This window comes from Enterococcus avium ATCC 14025 (assembly GCF_000406965.1).
GTDB classification, from domain to species: Bacteria; Bacillota; Bacilli; order Lactobacillales; family Enterococcaceae; genus Enterococcus_A; species Enterococcus_A avium.
In genome coordinates, this window is record NZ_KE136357.1 from 477,321 (window position 1) to 496,389 (window position 19,069).

Annotated in this window: 19 protein-coding genes and 2 other annotated features; of the genes, 17 read left to right on the forward strand and 2 right to left on the reverse strand. The window is 41.7% G+C overall.

All coding sequences use genetic code 11. The annotated features are described in order from the left end of the window. Positions 1-126 precede the first annotated feature (126 nt). The 7 genes from OMU_RS02295 to OMU_RS02325 all read left to right on the forward strand — a co-directional run bounded on the left by OMU_RS02295 (position 127) and on the right by OMU_RS02325 (position 6,988). The gene (locus OMU_RS02295; protein ID WP_016178344.1) at positions 127-705 is read left to right on the forward strand and encodes a TetR/AcrR family transcriptional regulator; all 579 of its coding nucleotides are present in this window, start codon (positions 127-129) and stop codon (positions 703-705) included. 142 nt (positions 706-847) lie between these two features. Further along, entirely contained in the window at positions 848-2,188 is a 1,341-nt protein-coding gene (locus OMU_RS02300; RefSeq protein ID WP_034875865.1) for an aldehyde dehydrogenase family protein, read from the forward strand. Between the two features lie 9 nt (positions 2,189-2,197). Continuing rightward, positions 2,198-3,088, forward strand: a complete 891-nt coding sequence (locus OMU_RS02305; protein ID WP_016178346.1) for a phosphate acyltransferase — start codon at positions 2,198-2,200, stop codon at positions 3,086-3,088. Between the two features lie 5 nt (positions 3,089-3,093). After that, entirely contained in the window at positions 3,094-4,164 is a 1,071-nt protein-coding gene (buk, locus tag OMU_RS02310; RefSeq protein WP_016178347.1) for a butyrate kinase, read from the forward strand. 42 nt (positions 4,165-4,206) lie between these two features. Next, a complete protein-coding gene (locus OMU_RS02315) occupies positions 4,207-5,325 on the forward strand; it encodes an NAD(P)-dependent alcohol dehydrogenase (protein ID WP_016178348.1) in 1,119 nt (372 codons plus the stop codon). 14 nt (positions 5,326-5,339) lie between these two features. Continuing rightward, positions 5,340-6,014 carry an Mpv17/PMP22 family protein gene (locus OMU_RS02320; RefSeq protein ID WP_016178349.1) on the forward strand — a complete coding sequence of 225 codons (675 nt, stop codon included), beginning with the start codon at positions 5,340-5,342 and terminating at the stop codon, positions 6,012-6,014. A 137-nt stretch (positions 6,015-6,151) separates the two neighbouring features. Continuing rightward, complete coding sequence (locus OMU_RS02325) at positions 6,152-6,988, forward strand: GNAT family N-acetyltransferase (RefSeq protein WP_016178350.1); 837 nt, start codon at positions 6,152-6,154, stop codon at positions 6,986-6,988. Positions 6,989-7,062: 74 nt separating this feature from the next. Here the strand turns inward: OMU_RS02325 and OMU_RS02330 are convergent, their stop codons facing one another. Further along, complete coding sequence (locus tag OMU_RS02330; RefSeq protein ID WP_016178351.1) at positions 7,063-7,497, reverse strand: OsmC family protein; 435 nt, start codon at positions 7,495-7,497, stop codon at positions 7,063-7,065. A 172-nt stretch (positions 7,498-7,669) separates the two neighbouring features. Here OMU_RS02330 and OMU_RS02335 point away from each other — a divergent pair, with 172 nt between their 5' ends. Further along, on the forward strand, positions 7,670-8,527 hold the full coding sequence (locus tag OMU_RS02335; protein WP_016178352.1) for a formate/nitrite transporter family protein: 858 nt from the start codon (positions 7,670-7,672) through the stop codon (positions 8,525-8,527). A 96-nt stretch (positions 8,528-8,623) separates the two neighbouring features. Beyond that, complete coding sequence (locus OMU_RS02340) at positions 8,624-9,337, forward strand: nitroreductase family protein (RefSeq protein ID WP_016178353.1); 714 nt, start codon at positions 8,624-8,626, stop codon at positions 9,335-9,337. A 282-nt stretch (positions 9,338-9,619) separates the two neighbouring features. On the opposite strand, the gene OMU_RS02345 is transcribed toward OMU_RS02340, so the two are convergent. Beyond that, on the reverse strand, positions 9,620-10,588 hold the full coding sequence (locus OMU_RS02345) for a YncE family protein (RefSeq protein WP_016178354.1): 969 nt from the start codon (positions 10,586-10,588) through the stop codon (positions 9,620-9,622). Positions 10,589-10,718: 130 nt separating this feature from the next. Continuing rightward, positions 10,719-10,949, forward strand: a binding site (T-box leader). 83 nt (positions 10,950-11,032) lie between these two features. Then, positions 11,033-11,260, forward strand: a binding site (T-box leader). A gap of 96 nt (positions 11,261-11,356) precedes the next feature. Here OMU_RS02345 and trpE point away from each other — a divergent pair. The 8 genes from trpE to OMU_RS02385 all read left to right on the forward strand — a co-directional run bounded on the left by trpE (position 11,357) and on the right by OMU_RS02385 (position 19,063). Next, positions 11,357-12,706, forward strand: coding sequence for an anthranilate synthase component I (gene trpE, locus OMU_RS02350; protein ID WP_016178355.1), 1,350 nt, complete (start codon positions 11,357-11,359; stop codon positions 12,704-12,706). Next, on the forward strand, positions 12,703-13,233 hold the full coding sequence (locus tag OMU_RS02355; RefSeq protein WP_016178356.1) for an anthranilate synthase component II: 531 nt from the start codon (positions 12,703-12,705) through the stop codon (positions 13,231-13,233). Before trpE ends, OMU_RS02355 begins: the two co-directional genes overlap by 4 nt. Then, entirely contained in the window at positions 13,234-14,247 is a 1,014-nt protein-coding gene (gene trpD / locus OMU_RS02360; RefSeq protein WP_016178357.1) for an anthranilate phosphoribosyltransferase, read from the forward strand. Next, positions 14,248-15,006, forward strand: coding sequence for an indole-3-glycerol phosphate synthase TrpC (gene trpC, locus OMU_RS02365; protein ID WP_016178358.1), 759 nt, complete (start codon positions 14,248-14,250; stop codon positions 15,004-15,006). It abuts the gene before it with no gap. Further along, positions 15,003-15,617: a phosphoribosylanthranilate isomerase gene (locus OMU_RS02370; protein WP_016178359.1), complete on the forward strand. Its 615-nt coding sequence runs from the start codon at positions 15,003-15,005 to the stop codon at positions 15,615-15,617. Before trpC ends, OMU_RS02370 begins: the two co-directional genes overlap by 4 nt. 23 nt (positions 15,618-15,640) lie before the next feature. After that, positions 15,641-16,834, forward strand: a complete 1,194-nt coding sequence (trpB, locus tag OMU_RS02375) for a tryptophan synthase subunit beta (protein WP_016178360.1) — start codon at positions 15,641-15,643, stop codon at positions 16,832-16,834. After that, positions 16,831-17,586, forward strand: coding sequence for a tryptophan synthase subunit alpha (trpA, locus tag OMU_RS02380; protein ID WP_016178361.1), 756 nt, complete (start codon positions 16,831-16,833; stop codon positions 17,584-17,586). The genes trpB and trpA overlap by 4 nt, the downstream gene beginning before the upstream one ends. A 70-nt stretch (positions 17,587-17,656) precedes the next feature. Further along, positions 17,657-19,063 (forward strand): C69 family dipeptidase, encoded by a 1,407-nt coding sequence (locus OMU_RS02385; protein ID WP_016178362.1) that lies wholly within the window; start codon positions 17,657-17,659, stop codon positions 19,061-19,063. Positions 19,064-19,069: the final 6 nt, after the last annotated feature.

The following is a 19,069-nucleotide window of genomic DNA, read 5'->3' on the forward strand; positions in this document are numbered from 1 at the left end:
AATTAAACTAATAAAGAAAAATTTCACAAGAGAGAGGATTTCGTGAAATTTATCAATGATTTCAAAAAAATTAGAAATAGGTCTGAATGAATCAATTTTTGTTTTTTTAAAGCAGGAGAGATGACAATGAAACGGAAGCAAGAGAGTTTATTAACGAAGCAGCGATTACTGGAAACCGCCTTTCAAAATTTCTATGAAGTTGGATTTGAGAATACTTCATTAGATAAAATATCCAAAGATGCACATGTTAGTCGAGGTGCTGCTTACTGGCATTTTAAGAATAAATCAGAAATTTTTGGTGAAGTCGTTTTAATGACGATTGAGAAAATCAAGACTGAAAAACGTGGGATCATGTTAGACGAAGAGATGAGTTTTCAAGAAAAAGTCGTGGAAATATTGATGGTTCCGTCGCAAAATCAGATGGGCTTCAAGTTTATGCAGCAATCTTTAAAGACGTTAGAGGTCTATCCAGAATTTGCCGAGCTGCTTGAAACTTTTCGCGAAACACGCGCGCGACTGTATAACTTCTTTTTAGCTGGTTTAGTGGAAGAGGGATTAGAGGAAAATGATGCCATGGCTGTTTCTAGTATGCTTTACAATTATTTCGAAGGAATGTATGGTTTAGGAACTCCTGATGAAGTTACAAAAAATTACACTGCCGAGGCTATTAGACGTAGTATTTCGATTATTTTTAAAAACGCTTAAAAAAAAGAAGAACTTGTTTGCATCAGCATTTTGCGAACAAGTTCTTTTTTTCACGAAATTGACAGCGCTTTCATAACTTAGGTATATTGAGGTTGTAAGAAACATACACTCATGTATGTAAAAATGAAAGGGGCTTAAGGAAATGGCAATGGAGGAAATGGTACAACGGGCACGTGTCGCAATGGAAGAAATCAGCGGATACACTCAGGCAGAAGTAGATAAGATGCTTTATGCAATTTCTAAGGCAGTTTTTGAACAAGCAGAACCATTAGCCAAGTTAGCAATTGAAGAAACAGGGTTGGGACGACTGGATCATAAAATCGGAAAAAACCAAGGTATGGCCACCAATATTTTTGCGAGTTTGAAGAATAAGGCTTCTGTTGGCGTGATCCGAGAAATACCTGAAGAAGGTCTAGTAGAAATCGCGCATCCAAGAGGCGTGATCGGTTCGGTAACGCCAACAACCAATCCGACAATTACCCCTTTAGGTAACGGCTTGATGGCCCTTAAAGGAAAAAATGCCATGATCGTATCGCCGCATCCCCGTTCGAAAAAGACAACAAAAGAAACCATTGAGCTGATGCGAGAAGCTTTAGTCAGCGTTGGAGCACCTAGAGATTTGCTACAGGTAATTGAAGAACCGAGCATTGAATTGTCGCAAGAATTGATGAAATCTGTTGATTTGATTGTTGCAACGGGAGGCCCTGGCTTAGTGAAGTCAGCTTATTCCAGCGGACATCCCGCATACGGTGTTGGCCCAGGAAATGTACAAGCGATTTTGGATCGTGATTTTGATGTAGAAGTAGCCGCGGAGCTTTCAGTTATTGGTCGCTCCTTTGATAACGGGATTGTCTGTGCGTGTCAACAAAGCCTATTTTATCCGCAAGAAAAAGAAATCGAAGTTCTTGACGCATTACGTGCAAAGCAAGCGGCGGTCTTCACTGAGGAAGCGGATTTAACGAAATTACGTGATACTTTATTCATCGATGGCAAAGCTAATCCAGCAATGATTGGGCAAGATCCGCAGGTGATCGCTGAGGCAGCCGATGTTGAAATTCCAGAGGATAGTCAGATCATCGCAGTCAAAGTTGACGCAGTTGGCAGCGAAGAATTGTTCTGTAAGGAAAAAATGGCCCCTGTACTCGCATTGAAAAGTTACGATGACTTTGAAGAAGGAGTGGCTTTTGCCCAGGAAAATCTTTTATTAGAAGGCTCCGGTCATTCAGCAGGCCTATTCAGCCATAGCAAAGAACATCAACTTTATGCGGGAGAAGTTTTGCCAGTCAGTCGCTTAGTTGTTAATCAGCCAACGATTGATGCAGGAGGCTCTCCAGCAAATGGCCTGAACCCAACTGTGTCACTTGGCTGCGGGTCATGGGGGAACAATATTATTTCTGAAAATTTGACCTATACCCACTTGATTAATATTTCGCGAATCGCGGTGCCGATCACGCCTAAACATGATGGAAACCCTTGGGATTAGGTGATCTTCATGCAAAAATTTGATGAATTACTCTCAAACTTTACTAGCGTTCAAAAAATCCGGATCGGGGTAGTCTGTGCCAATGACGAAATAACGGTTCAGTCGGTTTTTAATGAAAAAGTCAAAGAGTATCTCGAACCGGTTTTAATTGGCGATGAGATCAAGATTCAAACCATTTTGGTGCAACATAATTTTTCAGCACAAGTTGTCCCAGCAGAAACGGAAGAAGAATGTGCAGCGATTGGTGTGAAGATGGCCAAAAATAATGAGCTCGATTTTCTGATGAAGGGGCATCTTCAGACACGGACATTTTTGAAGGCAGTCGTCGATCGTGAAAAAGGAATTGCTACTAGCAAGTTATTGAGTCATGTGGCACTAAATGAGATTCCCACTTATCACAAGCTGCTGCTGACAACAGATGGCGGGATGGTGACTTCGCCCAGTAAAGAAGAGAAGAAAATTTTGATTCAGCATGGGATCGAAGTGATGAATAAAATTGGTGTTGCTAAACCGAAAGTTGGTTTGTTAGCTGCGGCGGAAAAGGTCAATCCGAAAATCACTTCTAGCGTAGAGGCAGAGGAAATTATGCAGGAGTTTCAGAACGAAGCGCCAGATAGTTGTTGGATCGACGGCCCGATTTCGCTAGATCTTTCGTTAAGTAAGGAAGTTGCAAGAATCAAACACTACGAAAGTCCTGTCGCAGGTGATGCGGACATCGTAGTAGGGCCTGATATTACCACCATGAACGTTCTTGGCAAGAGCTTAACGATCCTAGCCGGTGCAAAAATGGCTGGGTTAATTATGGGCGCCAGCGTACCAATCGTGATGGTATCAAGAGGGTCAACAGAGGAAGAAAAAGCCTATTCGATTTTAGTCGCGATGTATTGCAGCAAGAGGTGAAGCAGATGAAAATTTTAGCAATTAACCCCGGATCAACATCAACCAAGGTTTCTTATTATGTGGATGGTGAGATTATCAAAGAACAGGGAATCTCGCATTCAACAGAGGAGTTGCAGAAATTTCAAAATGTCGTAGATCAAATGGAATTTCGCCGAGATATTTTATTGGCGTTTATGAAAAAAGAAGGAATTGATCCTAAGGAATTAGACGCTGTAGCTGGTCGAGGAGGAAGTCTTCCGCCTGTTTCCTCCGGTGCCTACGAAGTAAATGACGACATGATCTATTACTTGAAGAACGTCACACAAATTGAACATCCCTCAAATTTGGGGGCAATTTTAGCTCATGAGATTAAAGAACAAGGCAGTGAAAAAACCATCGCACTAATCTACGACCCCGTATCAGTGGACGAGTTTGAAGAGGTGGCTCGTATCTCTGGCTTGAAGGGGATCGAACGCAAAAGTATTGGTCACGCCTTGAATATGCGAGCAGTGGCTATGAAAGTTGCACGTGAGGAAGGGCTTGATTATCAGCATTCAACATTGATTGTCGCTCATTTAGGAGGTGGAAACACAATCAGTATTCATTACAAAGGGAAAATGATTGATTTAATCTCTGATGATGAGGGGCCATTCTCAACGGAGCGTACAGGTGGTTTACCGTTGAAATATTTAATGCCGCTGTGCTACGAGCATAGCTTAAAAGAAATGCTGCGACTTTATAAACGTGAAGGCGGTTTGAAATCGTATGCTGGAACCAGCAACGCAAAAGAAATCGAAGAACACATTCTGGCTGGAGATGAAGAACTAAAAATTGTTTATGACGCCTATATTTACCAGATCGCTAAAGGCATAGGAAGCTTAGCCACAGTTACCAATGGTTTAGTCGATCGGATCGCTTTGACTGGTGGGGTAGCTTATTCAAAGATCGTCGTAACAGAATTAGAAAAACGGATCGGTTTTATCGCACCAATCGTAGCAGTACCAGGGGAACACGAAATGATCGCTTTATCTAAAGGCGCAGAGCGGGTTGTACTAGGAGAAGAAGAAATGAAGGAATTTGTCAGTCCAAACGTCTAAATAATTCAATAATATGTTTTTAATAAGAAAGGGGCAGCAAGAATGAAAATCAAAGCGGCATTAGTAAAGGAAAAAGGGGCGCCATACGAAATTACAGAACTGGAATTGGCAGAAGTAGGTTCAAAGGATGTATTGGTGAAAATTGTCGCCTCTGGATTGTGTCGTTCAGATTACGGTGAAAGAAACGGGAATAGTATCAATTTTCCAAATGTTTTAGGACATGAAGGCGCCGGGATCGTTGAAAAAGTCGGCAATGCGGTGACCTCCGTAGAGCCAGGAGATCATGTGATTCTGTCTTACGCTTATTGCGGTGAATGCAAGCATTGTGTCGAAGGGCACCCGTCTTCTTGTGAGAAGTGGTTTACGGTCAACAACCTTGGAAAAAATCCGCGGGGAGAGTTCATTTTGCACACGGAGGATGGCACTGAGGTCAATAACTTCTTCAATCAATCTTCTTTCTCTACGTATAGTTTGACTGAGGAATCAAACGTTGTGAAGGTGGATAAGGAGGTTGATTTACGTCTGCTTGGTCCTTTGGGCTGTGGACTTGGTACCGGAAGTGGCGCAGTTTTAAGTGTCTTACAGCCAAAAGTAGGTGAAGGGATTGCTGTTTTTGGTACCGGTGCAGTCGGCTTTTCCGCAGTTATGGCTGCAAAAATTGCTGGTTGTTATCCGATTGTCGCGATTGATATTAACGATCAACGTTTAGAAAAGGCAAAGGAACTAGGCGCCAGTCACATCTTTAACAGCAAAGAAGATGATCCTGAAAAGTTCATCAAGGTTTTAACAGATGGTCGCGGCTTGGATTATGTGATTGATTCGACCGGTGTTGGCCCTGTTATGACGAAGGCCCTTCATTCAGTAAGCAATTCAGGAACCTTCGTACCGTTAGCAGTGACTCAGAAAAATTTTGAAGTGAATACTTTCTTTGACTTAGTTTTTGGAAACAAAAAGGTTCGCGGTGTTTTGATTGGCGATACTATCGCAAAATATCATTTGCCAAACTTAATCGAGTTCTACAAGCGCGGGGAGTTTCCATTTGATCAATTTATCAAATACTATGATTTTGAAAACATCAATCAAGCCGAAGCAGATTCTATCAGCGGAGAAGTCATTAAAGCAGTCGTTGTGATGGATAAAGATTATCAGCCGCCTAAATGATTGGAGGAAATCAAATGAAAAGAGGGGACATTGTTTGGGGGCTTTTGCTGGCAGGTTTGTTAATGCTTTTCGTTATCCCTGCTACTAGAGATTCTATCTTAGCAGCAAGCTCTGCCCACCCTTATATTGGAGGCTTCATTCAATTTGCGATTTTGGCGACGATGGGTGATCTCTTTGGAAAGCGGATTGCTTCTGGTGACTATCAGTTTTCAGCTCAAGTTCCTCTGCGAGCAGTTGTTTGGGGGATCATTGGCTGTATGGTAACGCTGGTTTTTCCAGTATTCATGGGAGGTGCTGGTTTAGCACAGGCTGGGAAATTGCTGCCTTTTGCTGGCGTTTCGTTGGCACAAGCTTTTTTCGGAAGCAGTATTATGAATCTTACCTTTGCGCCAGCGATGAATACGTTTCATCGTATTATGGAGCTATGGATCGAAACAGCAGCTGCAAAAGAACCCGTGACTCTGAAGGGATTGATTGGCAAAATTGATTGGACAGCTTTTGTAACCTTCAATTGGCTGAAAGTTGGCATTTGTTTCTGGATTCCAGTCCACACGATCGTATTTCTGCTACCTGAGAATATTCGAGTTGTGGTGGCTGCCTTCAGTTCGATCGCATTAGGGATCATCCTCTCATTTGCTTCTAAAAAAGGTAGCAGTCCAGCAAAAATTTCAGAGGAAGAAGCCATCTAATTCTATTACTAGAAAAAGCCGTCTCGATCCTGCGAGATGGCTTTTTTGTCATGCTAAGAAACTCCTCATTTTAATTTACATAAAACGGTTACATGATATGCTGAAATTAATCGAATGGTCAAGGAAGGGGTAGTAGGATGTATGAAATCAAGGATTTATCAGAGGTAGAGTTTTCGATAATCGCTATCTGTATGCGGGAAGCATTTTCTGATTATTATGTAAAAATGGAATTGAGTGATGAGGCTCTCTATCATCGTTTTAAGAGTGATAATGTGCGTTATGATTTATCCTGTGGAGCTTTTTTTGAGGGTGAGTTAGTGGCCGTCTTACTAAATGCAGTGGGCGAATCCAATGGGGAAAAGGTTGCCTTCGATGCTGCAACCGGTGTTGTGCCAGCTCATCGTCGCAAAGGACTGTATTCAAAAATGATGGATTATTGCCTAGAATTATTGAAACAGTATAACTTTGCCTATTATGGTTTGGAAGTGATTCAAACCAATAAACCCGCAGTGGCAACGTATCGTAAAATGGGCTTGGAGATCATTAAAGAATATGCGTGTTTTCGAGGAAATGCAAAAGAATCAATGAAGGGGACAGAAAACTTTCAAGAACTGCCTATTACTGAGTTTCCGTTAGAATCACTAGAACCACTTAGACATGATACGCCTTCTTTTGAAAATCGAATAGAGATTCTGCAGAATTTTCCAGATGATTATCGAATTATGTATACTGGCAATGAGAAAGAGTGCAATGCTTTTATTATTTATCAAAAAGATAGTGGGCAGGTAAAGCAGTGGGGAAGACGCGAAGGGAGAATTTCAGAGTTAGGAGAATTAATGGTCAATTTGAGCGAACGCTATCAAGACGTTCGTTTGCATAATATCAATTTTACGGATCAATTGTGGATTAAAAAAATGGAGGAATTGGGTTTTGATCATTTTTGCGATCAGTTTGAAATGAAAATGGACTGTTGAAAGGACAAGGAGGTTGCGGCAACGTCAACTTCTTCGAGAAATAAGCTGTGACAAGAATTTTGTCACAGCTTATTTCATGGATTGATATGCAGCTCCATCTCTGGGGCATTGACGATGGTATCTTTAACAGGACAGGTCGTCTCAATAAAGGCCACTAAATCTTTGATTTCTTCATCAGTATTGTCAGCGTCAATGTAATAATTTGTGATAATTTTTGAGAAGCCAATCTTTACATTTGGTTTTCCCTTTAGGCGATCAGAGTCGATCTCTCCTAGGATTTCCACACGCATCGATTTCAGATTGATTTGTTTTGCTTGATAAAAGAACCGAACCACCATCATTTTACAAGCGCCTAAGGAACAGAGCAAAGCCTCCAGCGGATTCATCGCTTCATTGGTGCCGCCAACATTTTCTGGCTCATCAATGATGAATTCAAAGCCGCGAGCCGAGCATTTCAGCTGTAGACCGCCTAAAGATTCTACTTCTGCCTTCAAAATTTGTTTAACCATTCATTTCCCTCCCAATCTATTACTTCAATCATACGATTTTTGCTGAGAAAATCAAATAACTTGTGCGATTTTTCTCAATATTTCATTTTTTTGCAAGTTTTCATTGAAAATAGTATGGAAATCTTGTATGATACCTGTACATTATGGCTTTTGCCAAGAAGGAAGGAACCTTATGAAATCGGATTTATTTATGGAAATTGAAGAAACACCTGTGACTGAAAGCGAAAAGCATGTGAAAACAAAATCAGGTTTAATGTCTCAGCTAGAGTATTCGATTAGTAAAAAAATTGATTTGTTTAATTCGAGTTTGCCTCGTTATGCAGTACGTTCAATGTTCGCTTGTTTATTTTTAGCGTTAGGAACAGCTATTGCTTTTTATATTGCCATTCGTATGCAGGAAGCAATTCCAGGCTTGGAAAAAATGGCTTATGCGTTTATGTTTAGTTGGTCGTTAGTAATGATTTTATTCATGAATGCAGAATTAGGTACTTCAAACATGTTGTACACAACGATTGGTGTTTACAAGAAGAAAATGTCTGTATCATTTGCTATTAAGTTATTATTTACTTGTATTTTATTCAATCTGATTGGCGGAGTGCTATGCGGATACCTGCTTTCATTGACAGCGCCATTCGGTCACTTGGAACCAGACAACTATATGTTCACCGGAATTGCTTCAAAGCTGACAAAATCAACAAGTCAAATTTTAGTTGAGGGAATGTTTGCTAATATCGTTGTGAATACTGCTGTGCTAGTCAGTTTACGGATGAAGGATGACGCAGCAAAAGTAATGGCGATTATTTTTATCATCTTTATTTTTGCCTTCTTAGGCTTTGAGCACGTTATCGCTAACTTCCCAGCTTTTTCTTTAGCATATTTCGCTTCCCATGGTACGATTGCTGAGATGACCGCAGGAAATGTCGTTCATAACTTATTCTTCACCTTGATTGGAAACTTCATCGGTGGCGGCTTAGTGATGGGGCTAGGTTATGCGTGGCTGAATAAAACCGATTCAAAATATGTTGACTAAAAAACGTTAGGGAGCAATCCCTGACGTTTTTTCTTGCATAGGTTAAAGGATATACCTATAGTTAAAATAAGTAATCTAATTGGGGAGGTTTATTGTATGGATTTGTATTCAAGTATGTTCACTCGAAAGTCAACGCGCAATTTTAATATGAAGCCGCTATCCGAAACGACACTCAAAGAGGTAGAGACCTTTATCGAAACCGTCCAGCCACTTTTACCAAATGCTGAAATTACCTATAAGCTTGTGGGACCTGAAGGAGTTAAAGGTATTGGAACACCAAAAGCTCCCCATTATCTTCTGATTTATGGCAAGGAACAGCCATTACGAGATACCTGTGCCGGTTTTTTATTTCAACATGTCGATCTGTTTTTATTTTCTCAAGGCTATGCATCCCGGTGGGTGGGAATGATGAAACCTGCGAAATCAGACAAGGATTATATTATCGGATTGGCTTTTGGTGAACCGGCTGAATCTGCCAGCAGAACCTTGAAAGAATTTGATCGGAAGGCTTTGAAAGAGATATCAGAGGGGAAGGATTCAAGAATTGAGGCTGCACGGTTAGCACCTTCTGGTCTGAATGGACAACCATGGTATTTCATCGCAAATAATGGAGCCATTTATGTTTATCGAAAAAAGAAAATCAATGGTCTTCCTGGGATGATGTACAAGCTGACGGAACTAGATGTTGGAATCGCTCTTTGTCATTTGGCAGTTGCGACTGAGCATAGCGGTCGGTCTTTTGAATTTGTAAACAGTAAGGGCGCGCCAGCTGCACTAGACGGACATCTTTACATTGGGACTGTAAAATAAAAAAAGTCGATTCATCACTGTTTGACTTCAATCAATAAGAAGAAATTTCTGAAAATCATCATGACGTGGGAGCGGATGTTGAATAGTTCCTATTCGGCATTTTTTGAATTTTCGGCTTATTTCCCAGACGCGACATACGAGTCGACGTTTAATCATGAAAAGTAGCTGAATCAAAAATCTAAAAGATTTTTGATTCAGCTACTTTTTTCGCATTCTGACTGAAAAAGTTGAGTAATCATTATAGTATTTCTGAGCCAGCTATCTGGATCTATTTAAAACAATTTAGAGCATGTTTTTTCCTAGCAGCTTCATTAGGTCAACTTGCAGGACGTCTTTCATAACATATGGAGTTTTTTGACGATAGGCTGCTGCACCGCTTTCGAATAAGGCGAAAAGTTGTCCATTCTCGACGTGTATTTGCTCTAAATATGGCGGTGTTTCGATGATTTTCAGTGCTTCATCAAGATTAGAAAAATCAGCCGTTTCCTGAATATCAAAAACAAAGATCTTTCCTGGTTGAGTTCCCCAAGATTGCGAGAGCAGCAGGAGATTTTTGTAGATAGTCAGTCCCTGAATTTTTTTCGGAATCATTAATGTGTCATAAGGAGATTTGACCACGGATTCCCCAGCCATCATTTCTAAATTTCCGTATTCATCAATTGGATAACAGCAGAATTTTCCAGGTTCATTTAAGGAAAATAAAGCGACGTAAAGATAACCTTGATCATATGTCAAGGTAGACGCGCGGGGAAGCTCCTTTAAGGCGATTTTTTGTTGATAGGCGATCATTATGGGATCTTTTGTGTATTTTTCAATGTCGGAAAGATGGATTGCTGCCACAGCAGCATGGTTATCTAATGTATTACTGATCCAGATTTTTCGATGGATTGGATCATAAGCCAGTCCTCCAGCATGAGGTAAATCTGGGAGAATAACCGTTTTGAGTCGAACACCAGTGATACGGTCCAAGACATAGATGACAGAATTGTGCTGATGATCATGACAGTAAGCAGAAATCAGTAAATAGTCTTCAGTCAAGGTCAATCCTTGAGGCGTCATGGCTGTACAGTGGTCTTTTTCATTTCTCCAATTTATCGTGTGGACTTTTTTTAACCCGGGAACAGGAAAGCTCAATTCTTTCCTAGCATTAAAAAAATCGGGAAACGCCTGCCAAACGTTTTTATGATTGGAAAATGATCCTAATAAAAAATGGCGCAACCAAATTATTGTTTTCAGAAGAATATTATTCACCGTCTTCGCCTCCAATGTCTCTATTTTAGCAATTTATTTCTGTTACGAACAGTCATTGGAATTTAGATAAATTGATTTTTTTACCAAAAAATGTTGACATGTCGAAAAAATACGGGTAATATTCAAAAAAATAAGAGTCATACAAAAGAGAAGTAACATAAATGAGCCTTTTCAGAGAGCTGATGGTGCTGTGAATCAGTAGGGATAAATTATGTGAATGGACTTTTGGACGAAGCTTTGAAATCTTAGTAGGAGCTTCCGGGAACTCCCGATATAGAGTAAGGTCGTTGTTGGACGACTGATAGAGAAATGCCTTGTTTGGCATACCATTGAGGTGGCACCGTGGATTACCGCCCTCAAACCAAGTTTATTTGGTTTGAGGGCTTTTTTTGTTCGAAAGGAACAAAACATGGGTTACGACAGGAATACTTTTTTAGAAAATCAAAAAAATCGACTTTAAGAGAAGTAGCTAGGATAGAAAAAATCACAGAAAGTTTCGGCTGATGAGAAGAAACATTTTTTCCCTAGTGAATGGACTTATTGGAGCGTTCTTGAACCAGAGTAGGGAACGACGGGAGCTCCCGTTACAGAGTACGATCGTTGTTGGACGATTAGAGTTGCTGTTTGCGAACAGTAAAAAAGAGGTGGTACCGCGCTGCTTGCGCCCTCAAACCAAAGTTTATTTTGGTTTGAGGGCTTTTTTTTGTTTAGTTAGCTATGAAAGACTTAGCAATCCTTATTAAAAATTCAACTTAAAGGAGTCATAGAATGAGAAAAACGAAAGAAATATTCGACAAACATCTGACCCCAGAGACGATTTATTACAGTTTGAAGGATCGAGGAACGTCACTGTTTGAACGAAGGTCTGAAACGCAGGATTATGCAATCATCGCTTTTGATCCAGTGAAGAATTTGATTTTTCAAAATGGAGCATTTCAAGACGGTCACGTGAGCTATCCTTGCGAAGATCCGCTGAAGGAGTTAGAAAACTACGTATTAGTAGATGAAGAAGAGCAAGAAAACTTGATTTTTCAAGGCGGGGCTTTAGGGTATGTCGGGTATGATGTGGCCGCCTGTTACGAAGCTATCGGAGAGATTCCAAAGGATCAACTAGGTGTTCCAGATCTGCAATTTTACTTATATGAATCCTATGTAATCTATGACAAGCAAAAACAAATGAGTACCTTTGTAATTGGAAATAGCTACAGCAAAGACTCAGAATTACAAATGAATAGGCGAATGACAGAATTAGAGCAGAAGCTTCTTCAAGTAAGTAAGCTGCCGGATTTAGAAATGCCTACTTTGGAATTTACGAGTAATCTTTCTCAAATCGAGTTTGAAGCAATTGTAAGACAGGCGAAGGAACGGATTGTAGAAGGGGATTTATTCCAAGTCGTCCCATCGCAGCGCTTGTCAGCGGAATTTACGACTGATCCTTTTAACTATTATCGTCAGCTGAGGCAAAACAATCCCTCAGCATATCTCTATTATCTTGATTTTCCTGATGTCCAAGTAATTGGGAGTTCACCAGAAAGTTTAGTGACTGTCGAAGCTGAGCTGGTTACGACAAACCCGATTGCAGGAACTAGAAAAAGGGGAGCAAATCAAGAAGACGACGAAGCTTTGGCTAAAGAGCTGCAAAATGATCCAAAAGAAATCGCGGAGCATCGTATGCTAGTAGATCTTGGTAGAAATGATTTAGGCAAAATAGCCGTTCATGGATCAGTAACCGTACCAACATACTTAACGATTGAGCGTTATCAATTTGTGATGCATCTTGTATCAGTAGTGACTGCCAAACTAAAACCGGGACACACAGCGATGGATGCCTTAAAAGCTACTTTACCGGCTGGAACAGTCAGCGGTGCGCCGAAGATCCGAGCGATGACTCGTATTTATCAATGGGAAACAGTCAAACGTTCGATTTATGCAGGAGCAGTTGGTTTTCTTGGTCAAAACGATCAGGCTGATTTTGCGATCGCAATCCGCACAATGGTCGTTAAAGATAATCAAGCCCATGTACAGGCAGGCGCAGGAATTGTCTATGATTCTAACCCGACTAGCGAGTATTTTGAGACATTGCAAAAAGCCAAAGCATTGATGGAGGTGGGACAATGATTTTGCTTGTCGATAACTATGATTCATTTACCTATAATTTGGTCCAGCTGTTGCCAGAGAATGTCAAAATTTTGCGAAACGATGATCCAGAGCTGTTTGCCATAGCGGAAAAAGCTTCGGCAATCGTCCTTTCTCCGGGACCAGGCAGGCCCGCAGAAGCCGGTATGATTGAAATGCTGATTCGTCGTTTTTATCGCAGAAAACCAATTTTAGGTATTTGCCTAGGTCATCAAGCGATTGGCGAAGTCTTCGGCGGAAAAATCATCAGTGCCCCGACGATCATGCATGGCAAGCAGTCGCGTCTGCAAAGACAATCTGAAAGGCAGGTCATGCGTTATCACTCGCTGATGATCGATCCTCATCAGGTGCCACAGGATCTAGAAGTTATGGATGAAGCAGAAGGCTGTATCATGGCGATTCGTCATAAACGCTACCCGGTGTTTGGCTTGCAATTCCATCCTGAATCGATTGGAACAGAAGACGGCGCTAGTTATCTTAATCATTTTTTACAGAAAGCAGGGATTTAAATGCAAGAATTATTTGAGAAAGTCTATCGTGGCAATGATTTAACTATTAGTGAGATGCAGCAGGTCGGCAAGGCGATCTTTGAGGAGCAATTAACAGACAGCCAAATCAGCGCATTATTGGTGGGCTTGAAAATCAAAGGGGTTGCGGCAGCCGAACTGACTGGACTAGCGCAGGTTATGCAGGGAAAAGGCACACCAATGTTAGCAGCACCAGTCGGTGTGATGGATAATTGCGGTACTGGTGGCGATCATTCTCACAGCTTCAATATTAGTACGACAGCCGCCTTTGTTTTAGCAGGCGGCGGCATTCCTATGGCGAAACATGGTAATCGCAGTGTTTCCAGCAAATCGGGCAGTGCTGATATTTTAGAAGCTCTAGGGATTACCTTGACCGTTAGTCCTGAAAAAATTGATTATTTGCTAAAAGAAGCAGGCATCGCCTTTTTGTTCGCACCAACGTTGCATCCGGCAATGGGAGCGGTAATGCATATTCGCAAAGAATTAGCGACACCAACGATTTTCAATCTGTTAGGACCGCTGATTAATCCTTATCCGCTAGATTATCAGTTGATGGGCACCTATGCTGGTGACTCGCTCGTTGAAACTGCTAAAACATTGGGACAATTAGGACGGGAACGAGCAATCGTCATTCATGGTCATGGCGGCATGGACGAAGCCAATCTAGCTGGCACAACTCATTGCGCCGTCTATCAAAATGGTGCAGTCAAAGAATTTTCTTTTGATCCTGAAGAAGCCGGCTTCAAACGAGTGCCATTAGCAGGGATTGTTGGGGGCTCCGCTGAGAAAAATAAAGATATTTTACTTTCTGTTTTACGTGGCATTCCTTCTGCTCACTATGAAACCGTACTTTTGAACGCAGGCTTAGGCTTTATGGCTAGTGGTCGGGTAAAAACATTGACTGACGGAATCGCCGAGGCAGAACAATCGATTCTTTCTGGAGCGGCTTATGATCGACTTCAGCAACTGATCGTAAAGCAACAGGAGGCGGCGTAGTTGGATTTTTTAACCAGAATTTTATTAGAAAAAGAAAAAGAGATAGAGAACCTAACAGCTGTTCAGACAGTTAAAACCAAGGTTCGCCCTTCCTTTTACCATATTGTCAAAGAGCAGCCAAAGAAAATGCATGTAATTGGCGAGATTAAACGAGCATCTCCCTCAAAAGGAGTCATCAATGAGAACGTTGATATTTTGCAACAGGCCAGAAGTTATGAAGCAGCTGGTGTCAGTGCCATTTCAGTCTTAACTGATCCAGTCTTTTTTAAGGGTGAGATCAATGATCTTGCCGCGGTTGCCCAAGTGGTGGATGTTCCTGTTTTGTGTAAAGACTTCATTATAGATAAACGACAGCTTGATCGTGCAAAGCAGGCCGGAGCAAGTATTGTACTGCTGATTGTTGCAGCACTCTCTGTAGCAAGATTATCAGAGCTTTATCAAGAAGCCAGAAAGCGGGGACTTGAAGTTCTGGTGGAGGTTCACGACAAGGATGAATTAAGGAAAGCACAAGCGATCGGTGCTGAGATCATCGGTGTTAACAATCGTAATCTGAAGACCTTCAATGTTTCCCTACAGACCAGTCTTGATCTTGCCCAACCAGAAGGGAAGTCCATCTATATCAGCGAATCAGGCTTTAAAACGGACCAGGATGTTGAAAAGATTAAGCATTCCTATCATGGGATATTAGTGGGAGAAACATTGATGCGAGCGAAGACCCCGTCCGCGAAAGTGGCTGAATTGCAGGTGAGCAGAAAATGACAAAAATTAAAATTTGCGGATTGAAAGATCGCCCGACAATTGAAGCGGCAGTGTTGGCTGGAGCAACCTATCTAGGATTTGTCTTTGCGAAAAGCCCGCGTCAGATGATGCCAGATGAAGTGCGTAGGCTGACCAGAGATCTGCCAGAGAGGATAAAAACAGTCGGCGTTTTCGTTTCACCGCAACAAAACGAGATTGAAAAAATCGCAGATATCGCTGGTGTAGACCTAGTCCAAATTCACGGCAAGACGAATCTGACCAAGCTTTCACGCCCAATCATTCGCGCCTTTAGTGTCAAAGATCAGAAAATCGTTTGCTTCAATCAATATGCCCATCTTTTATTGGATGCGCCACCTGCCAAGCTGATGGGTGGTAATGGTCGAACGTTTGACTGGCAGCTAGTTGATCAAAATCACCTACCTAAGGAGAAGCTCTGGTTGGCTGGGGGATTGACCAGCGATAATGTTAGCGAAGCGATCCAGTATTTCGCGCCGAAGGTAGTAGATGTTTCCAGTGGTGTTGAAACGATGGGAGAAAAGGATAGCATCAAGATTCATGCTTTTTGTCAAGCGGTTAAGGCAACAGATAGTCAAATAAAACTTCAAAAATAAAGTAAAAACAAAGGAGCGATTCTATGTATCAAGAACCTAACAAAGCAGGTTTCTACGGAGAATATGGCGGAAAATTTGTCCCTGAGACATTGATGTACGCGATTCAAGAATTAGAGGAAACCTATGAAGCATCAAAAAAAGATCCAGCATTTCAAAAAGAACTGAACTATTATTTGAAACAGTATGTAGGACGGGAAAATCCACTTTATTATGCAGAGCGCTTAACGAAAGATTTAGGTGGAGCTAGGATTTATTTAAAGCGTGAAGATTTGAATCATACAGGGGCACACAAGATTAATAATGCTTTAGGTCAAGTGCTGCTAGCCAAGAAAATGGGCAAACGTAAGGTTGTTGCTGAGACTGGTGCAGGTCAGCATGGTGTCGCAACAGCCACCGCCGCGGCGTTGTTCGGCATGGAATGTACGATTTTCATGGGCGAAGTCGACGTGAAGCGTCAAGCGCTGAATGTCTTTCGCATGGAGCTTCTAGGAGCCAAAGTTGAAAGTGTCACTTCCGGCAGCAAGACCTTGAAGGATGCGGTGAATGAGGCATTGCGTTATTGGGTCGCAACGGTGGAGGATACTCATTATGTGATGGGGTCTGTTTTAGGTCCGCATCCATTTCCTGAAATCGTCCGTGATTATCAAAGTGTGATCGGGATCGAAACGCGGCGGCAAATTTTAGAAGCTGAAGGTCGATTGCCTGACTTAGTTTTGGCTTGTGTTGGCGGAGGAAGCAACGCGATGGGGATGTTTTATCCGTTTATAGAAGATCAAACGGTTCGATTAATGGGAGTGGAGGCCGCTGGGCATGGGTTGGATACGGAAGAACATGCGGCATCAATCAATAAAGGCAGTGTTGGTATTTTACATGGGTCGAAGATGCACCTGCTGCAAGATGAGGATGGTCAAGTTTTAGAAGCCTTCTCGATTTCTGCCGGTTTAGACTATCCAGGTATTGGGCCAGAGCATTCTTTCTTACATGACATCGGCCGAGCAGAGTACGCAGCGATTAATGATGAGGAAGCAGTTGAGGCCTTCCATTATTTATCACGACTAGAAGGGATCATTCCAGCACTAGAAAGTTCTCATGCGTTGGCACAGGTATTAAAATTGGCACCGACAATGAGTAAGGATCAGATTATCGTGATGAATCTTTCTGGCCGCGGAGATAAAGATGTTCAGCAAATCAAAGAACGAATGGAGGCAGCACAATGAAACCTTTGACGGAAACATTAAAAAGCAGAGTAGAAACAGAAAAATTATTTGTTCCATATATTATGGCAGGAGCGCAGGGATTAGATAAGCTAGAAGAAGAAATAGCAATGCTGGTAGATCAAGGAGCAGCCGCGATCGAATTAGGTGTACCATTTTCTGATCCCGTCGCTGATGGTCCGACGATTCAAGCTGCCGGATTACGGGCCTTTGCACAACAGGTGACGCTTAAGAAGCTGGTCGAAAAATTGCAGGAGATTCGTTCAGGTGCCCCGCTAATATTGATGGGCTATAGTAATTCTTTCTTTCATTATGGAATTAAGGAACTCGTGGAAGATTTAGATGGAACCGATGTCCAAGGGTTCATTATTCCTGATTTACCTTATGAACATCGTGATCTGGTCCTACCAAATTTGAGAGACATCGCTTTGTTAACGTTAGTTTCCTTAACTAGTCCAATAGAACGGATAAAAAAATTAACAGCGGATGCGGAAGGATTTATCTATGCCGTAACCGTCAATGGCATTACTGGAACAGGGCAGGATTTTCGCAATGATCTAATGACGCATCTGTCAAGGATCAAATCCTTCAGTAAGATCCCCGTCTTGGCTGGCTTTGGTATCTCAACGAACGAGCATATCAAAAACTTTCAGCAGGTTTGCGATGGAGTTGTTATCGGTTCTAAGATCGTCAGCTCTTTAGAAAGACAAGGAACCGAAAAAACTGGAGAAATATTGGCAGAAATTTTGCGATAAGGTTTCATTTGGTGTTTAAATTTTTTAGCGTTATACTTGAGTTATTATGAAAAGGGAGAGTGTTTCAAGTATGACAAAAAGAGTAAAAGGTTCATGTACCACCGTACTAGTCGGAAAGAAAGCATCAATTGATGGCTCAACTATTATTTCAAGGAACGATGATGGGCATGAAGCATTAGACCCACAGCGTTTTGTGGTAGTTCAACCAGAAGATCAACCAAAACATTATCAAGCAGTCATTAGCGGCGTGAAAGTTGAATTGCCTGATAATCCACTGCGCTATACCTCAATGCCGAATTCGATTTTAACGAATGGTATTTGGCCTGCGGCCGGGATTAACAGCGAAAACGTTGCGATGTCCGCAACGGAAACGATCACCACAAATCCACGGATTCAAGGACTTGATCCTTATGTTGAAGGCGGGATCGGTGAAGAAGATATCGTGACATTGGTTCTACCTTACATCCACAGTGCCAAAGAAGGCGTAGAACGTCTCGGTGCTTTATTGAAAGAATACGGAACCTACGAACCAAACGGTATTGCTTTTTCTGATCAAGACGAAGTATGGTGGTTAGAAACCATTGGCGGACATCATTGGGCAGCAGTTCGTATCCCAGACGATGCTTACGTAGTTGCGCCAAACCGTATGAATATTGATGATTTTGATTTTGACTCCGCTGATACGCTTTGTTCAGATGATTTAAAAGCATTGATCGATGACAACCATTTGAATCCAGACTTTGAAGGCTATAACCTGCGTCATATTTTCGGCAGCTCTTCAATCAAGGATACGGTCTATAACAATCCGCGGGCTTGGTATGGGCAAAAATATTTCACTCCTGAAGTAGAACAAGACCCAATGGATCAAGATCTTCCATTCATTTGTCGAGCAAACCGCAAGATCACAATTGAAGACGTAAAATTCGTGTTAAGCTCTCACTTTGAAAATACCAAATACGATCCTTACAGAGACGGTACAGAAGCAGAAAAGACCTTGATCCGGCCAATCGGAATCAACCGGAACCATAATGTGCATATTCTACAAATCCGCAACAATGTACCCGCTGAAATCGCAGGTGTTCATTGGTTAGCCTATGGTGCCAATACCTTTAACACGGTCGTACCATTCTATTCAAACGTTAACGACACACCTGCTTGCTACAAGGATGCCACCGGTACCTTTGATCTAAATAATATGTACTGGTTAAGCTGTGCAACTGCACTCTTAGGTGATACAGATTACAATTTCTACGTGGATTTCCGTAATACCTTCGAGTTAGAAGCAATGTCGGCTTATCGCGGTATTCAAAATGAAACGGATAAGGCAATTGCTGATCAAACCGATGTGCAAGAATTCTTGGAAGCTGCTAATGAAAAACTGGCAGATGAATCCTTGAAACGCCAAACGAAGCTATTTGGCGACATGGTCATCTCAGGATCAGAACATATGAAATTACGTTACAATTTGAATGACTAAAAGAAA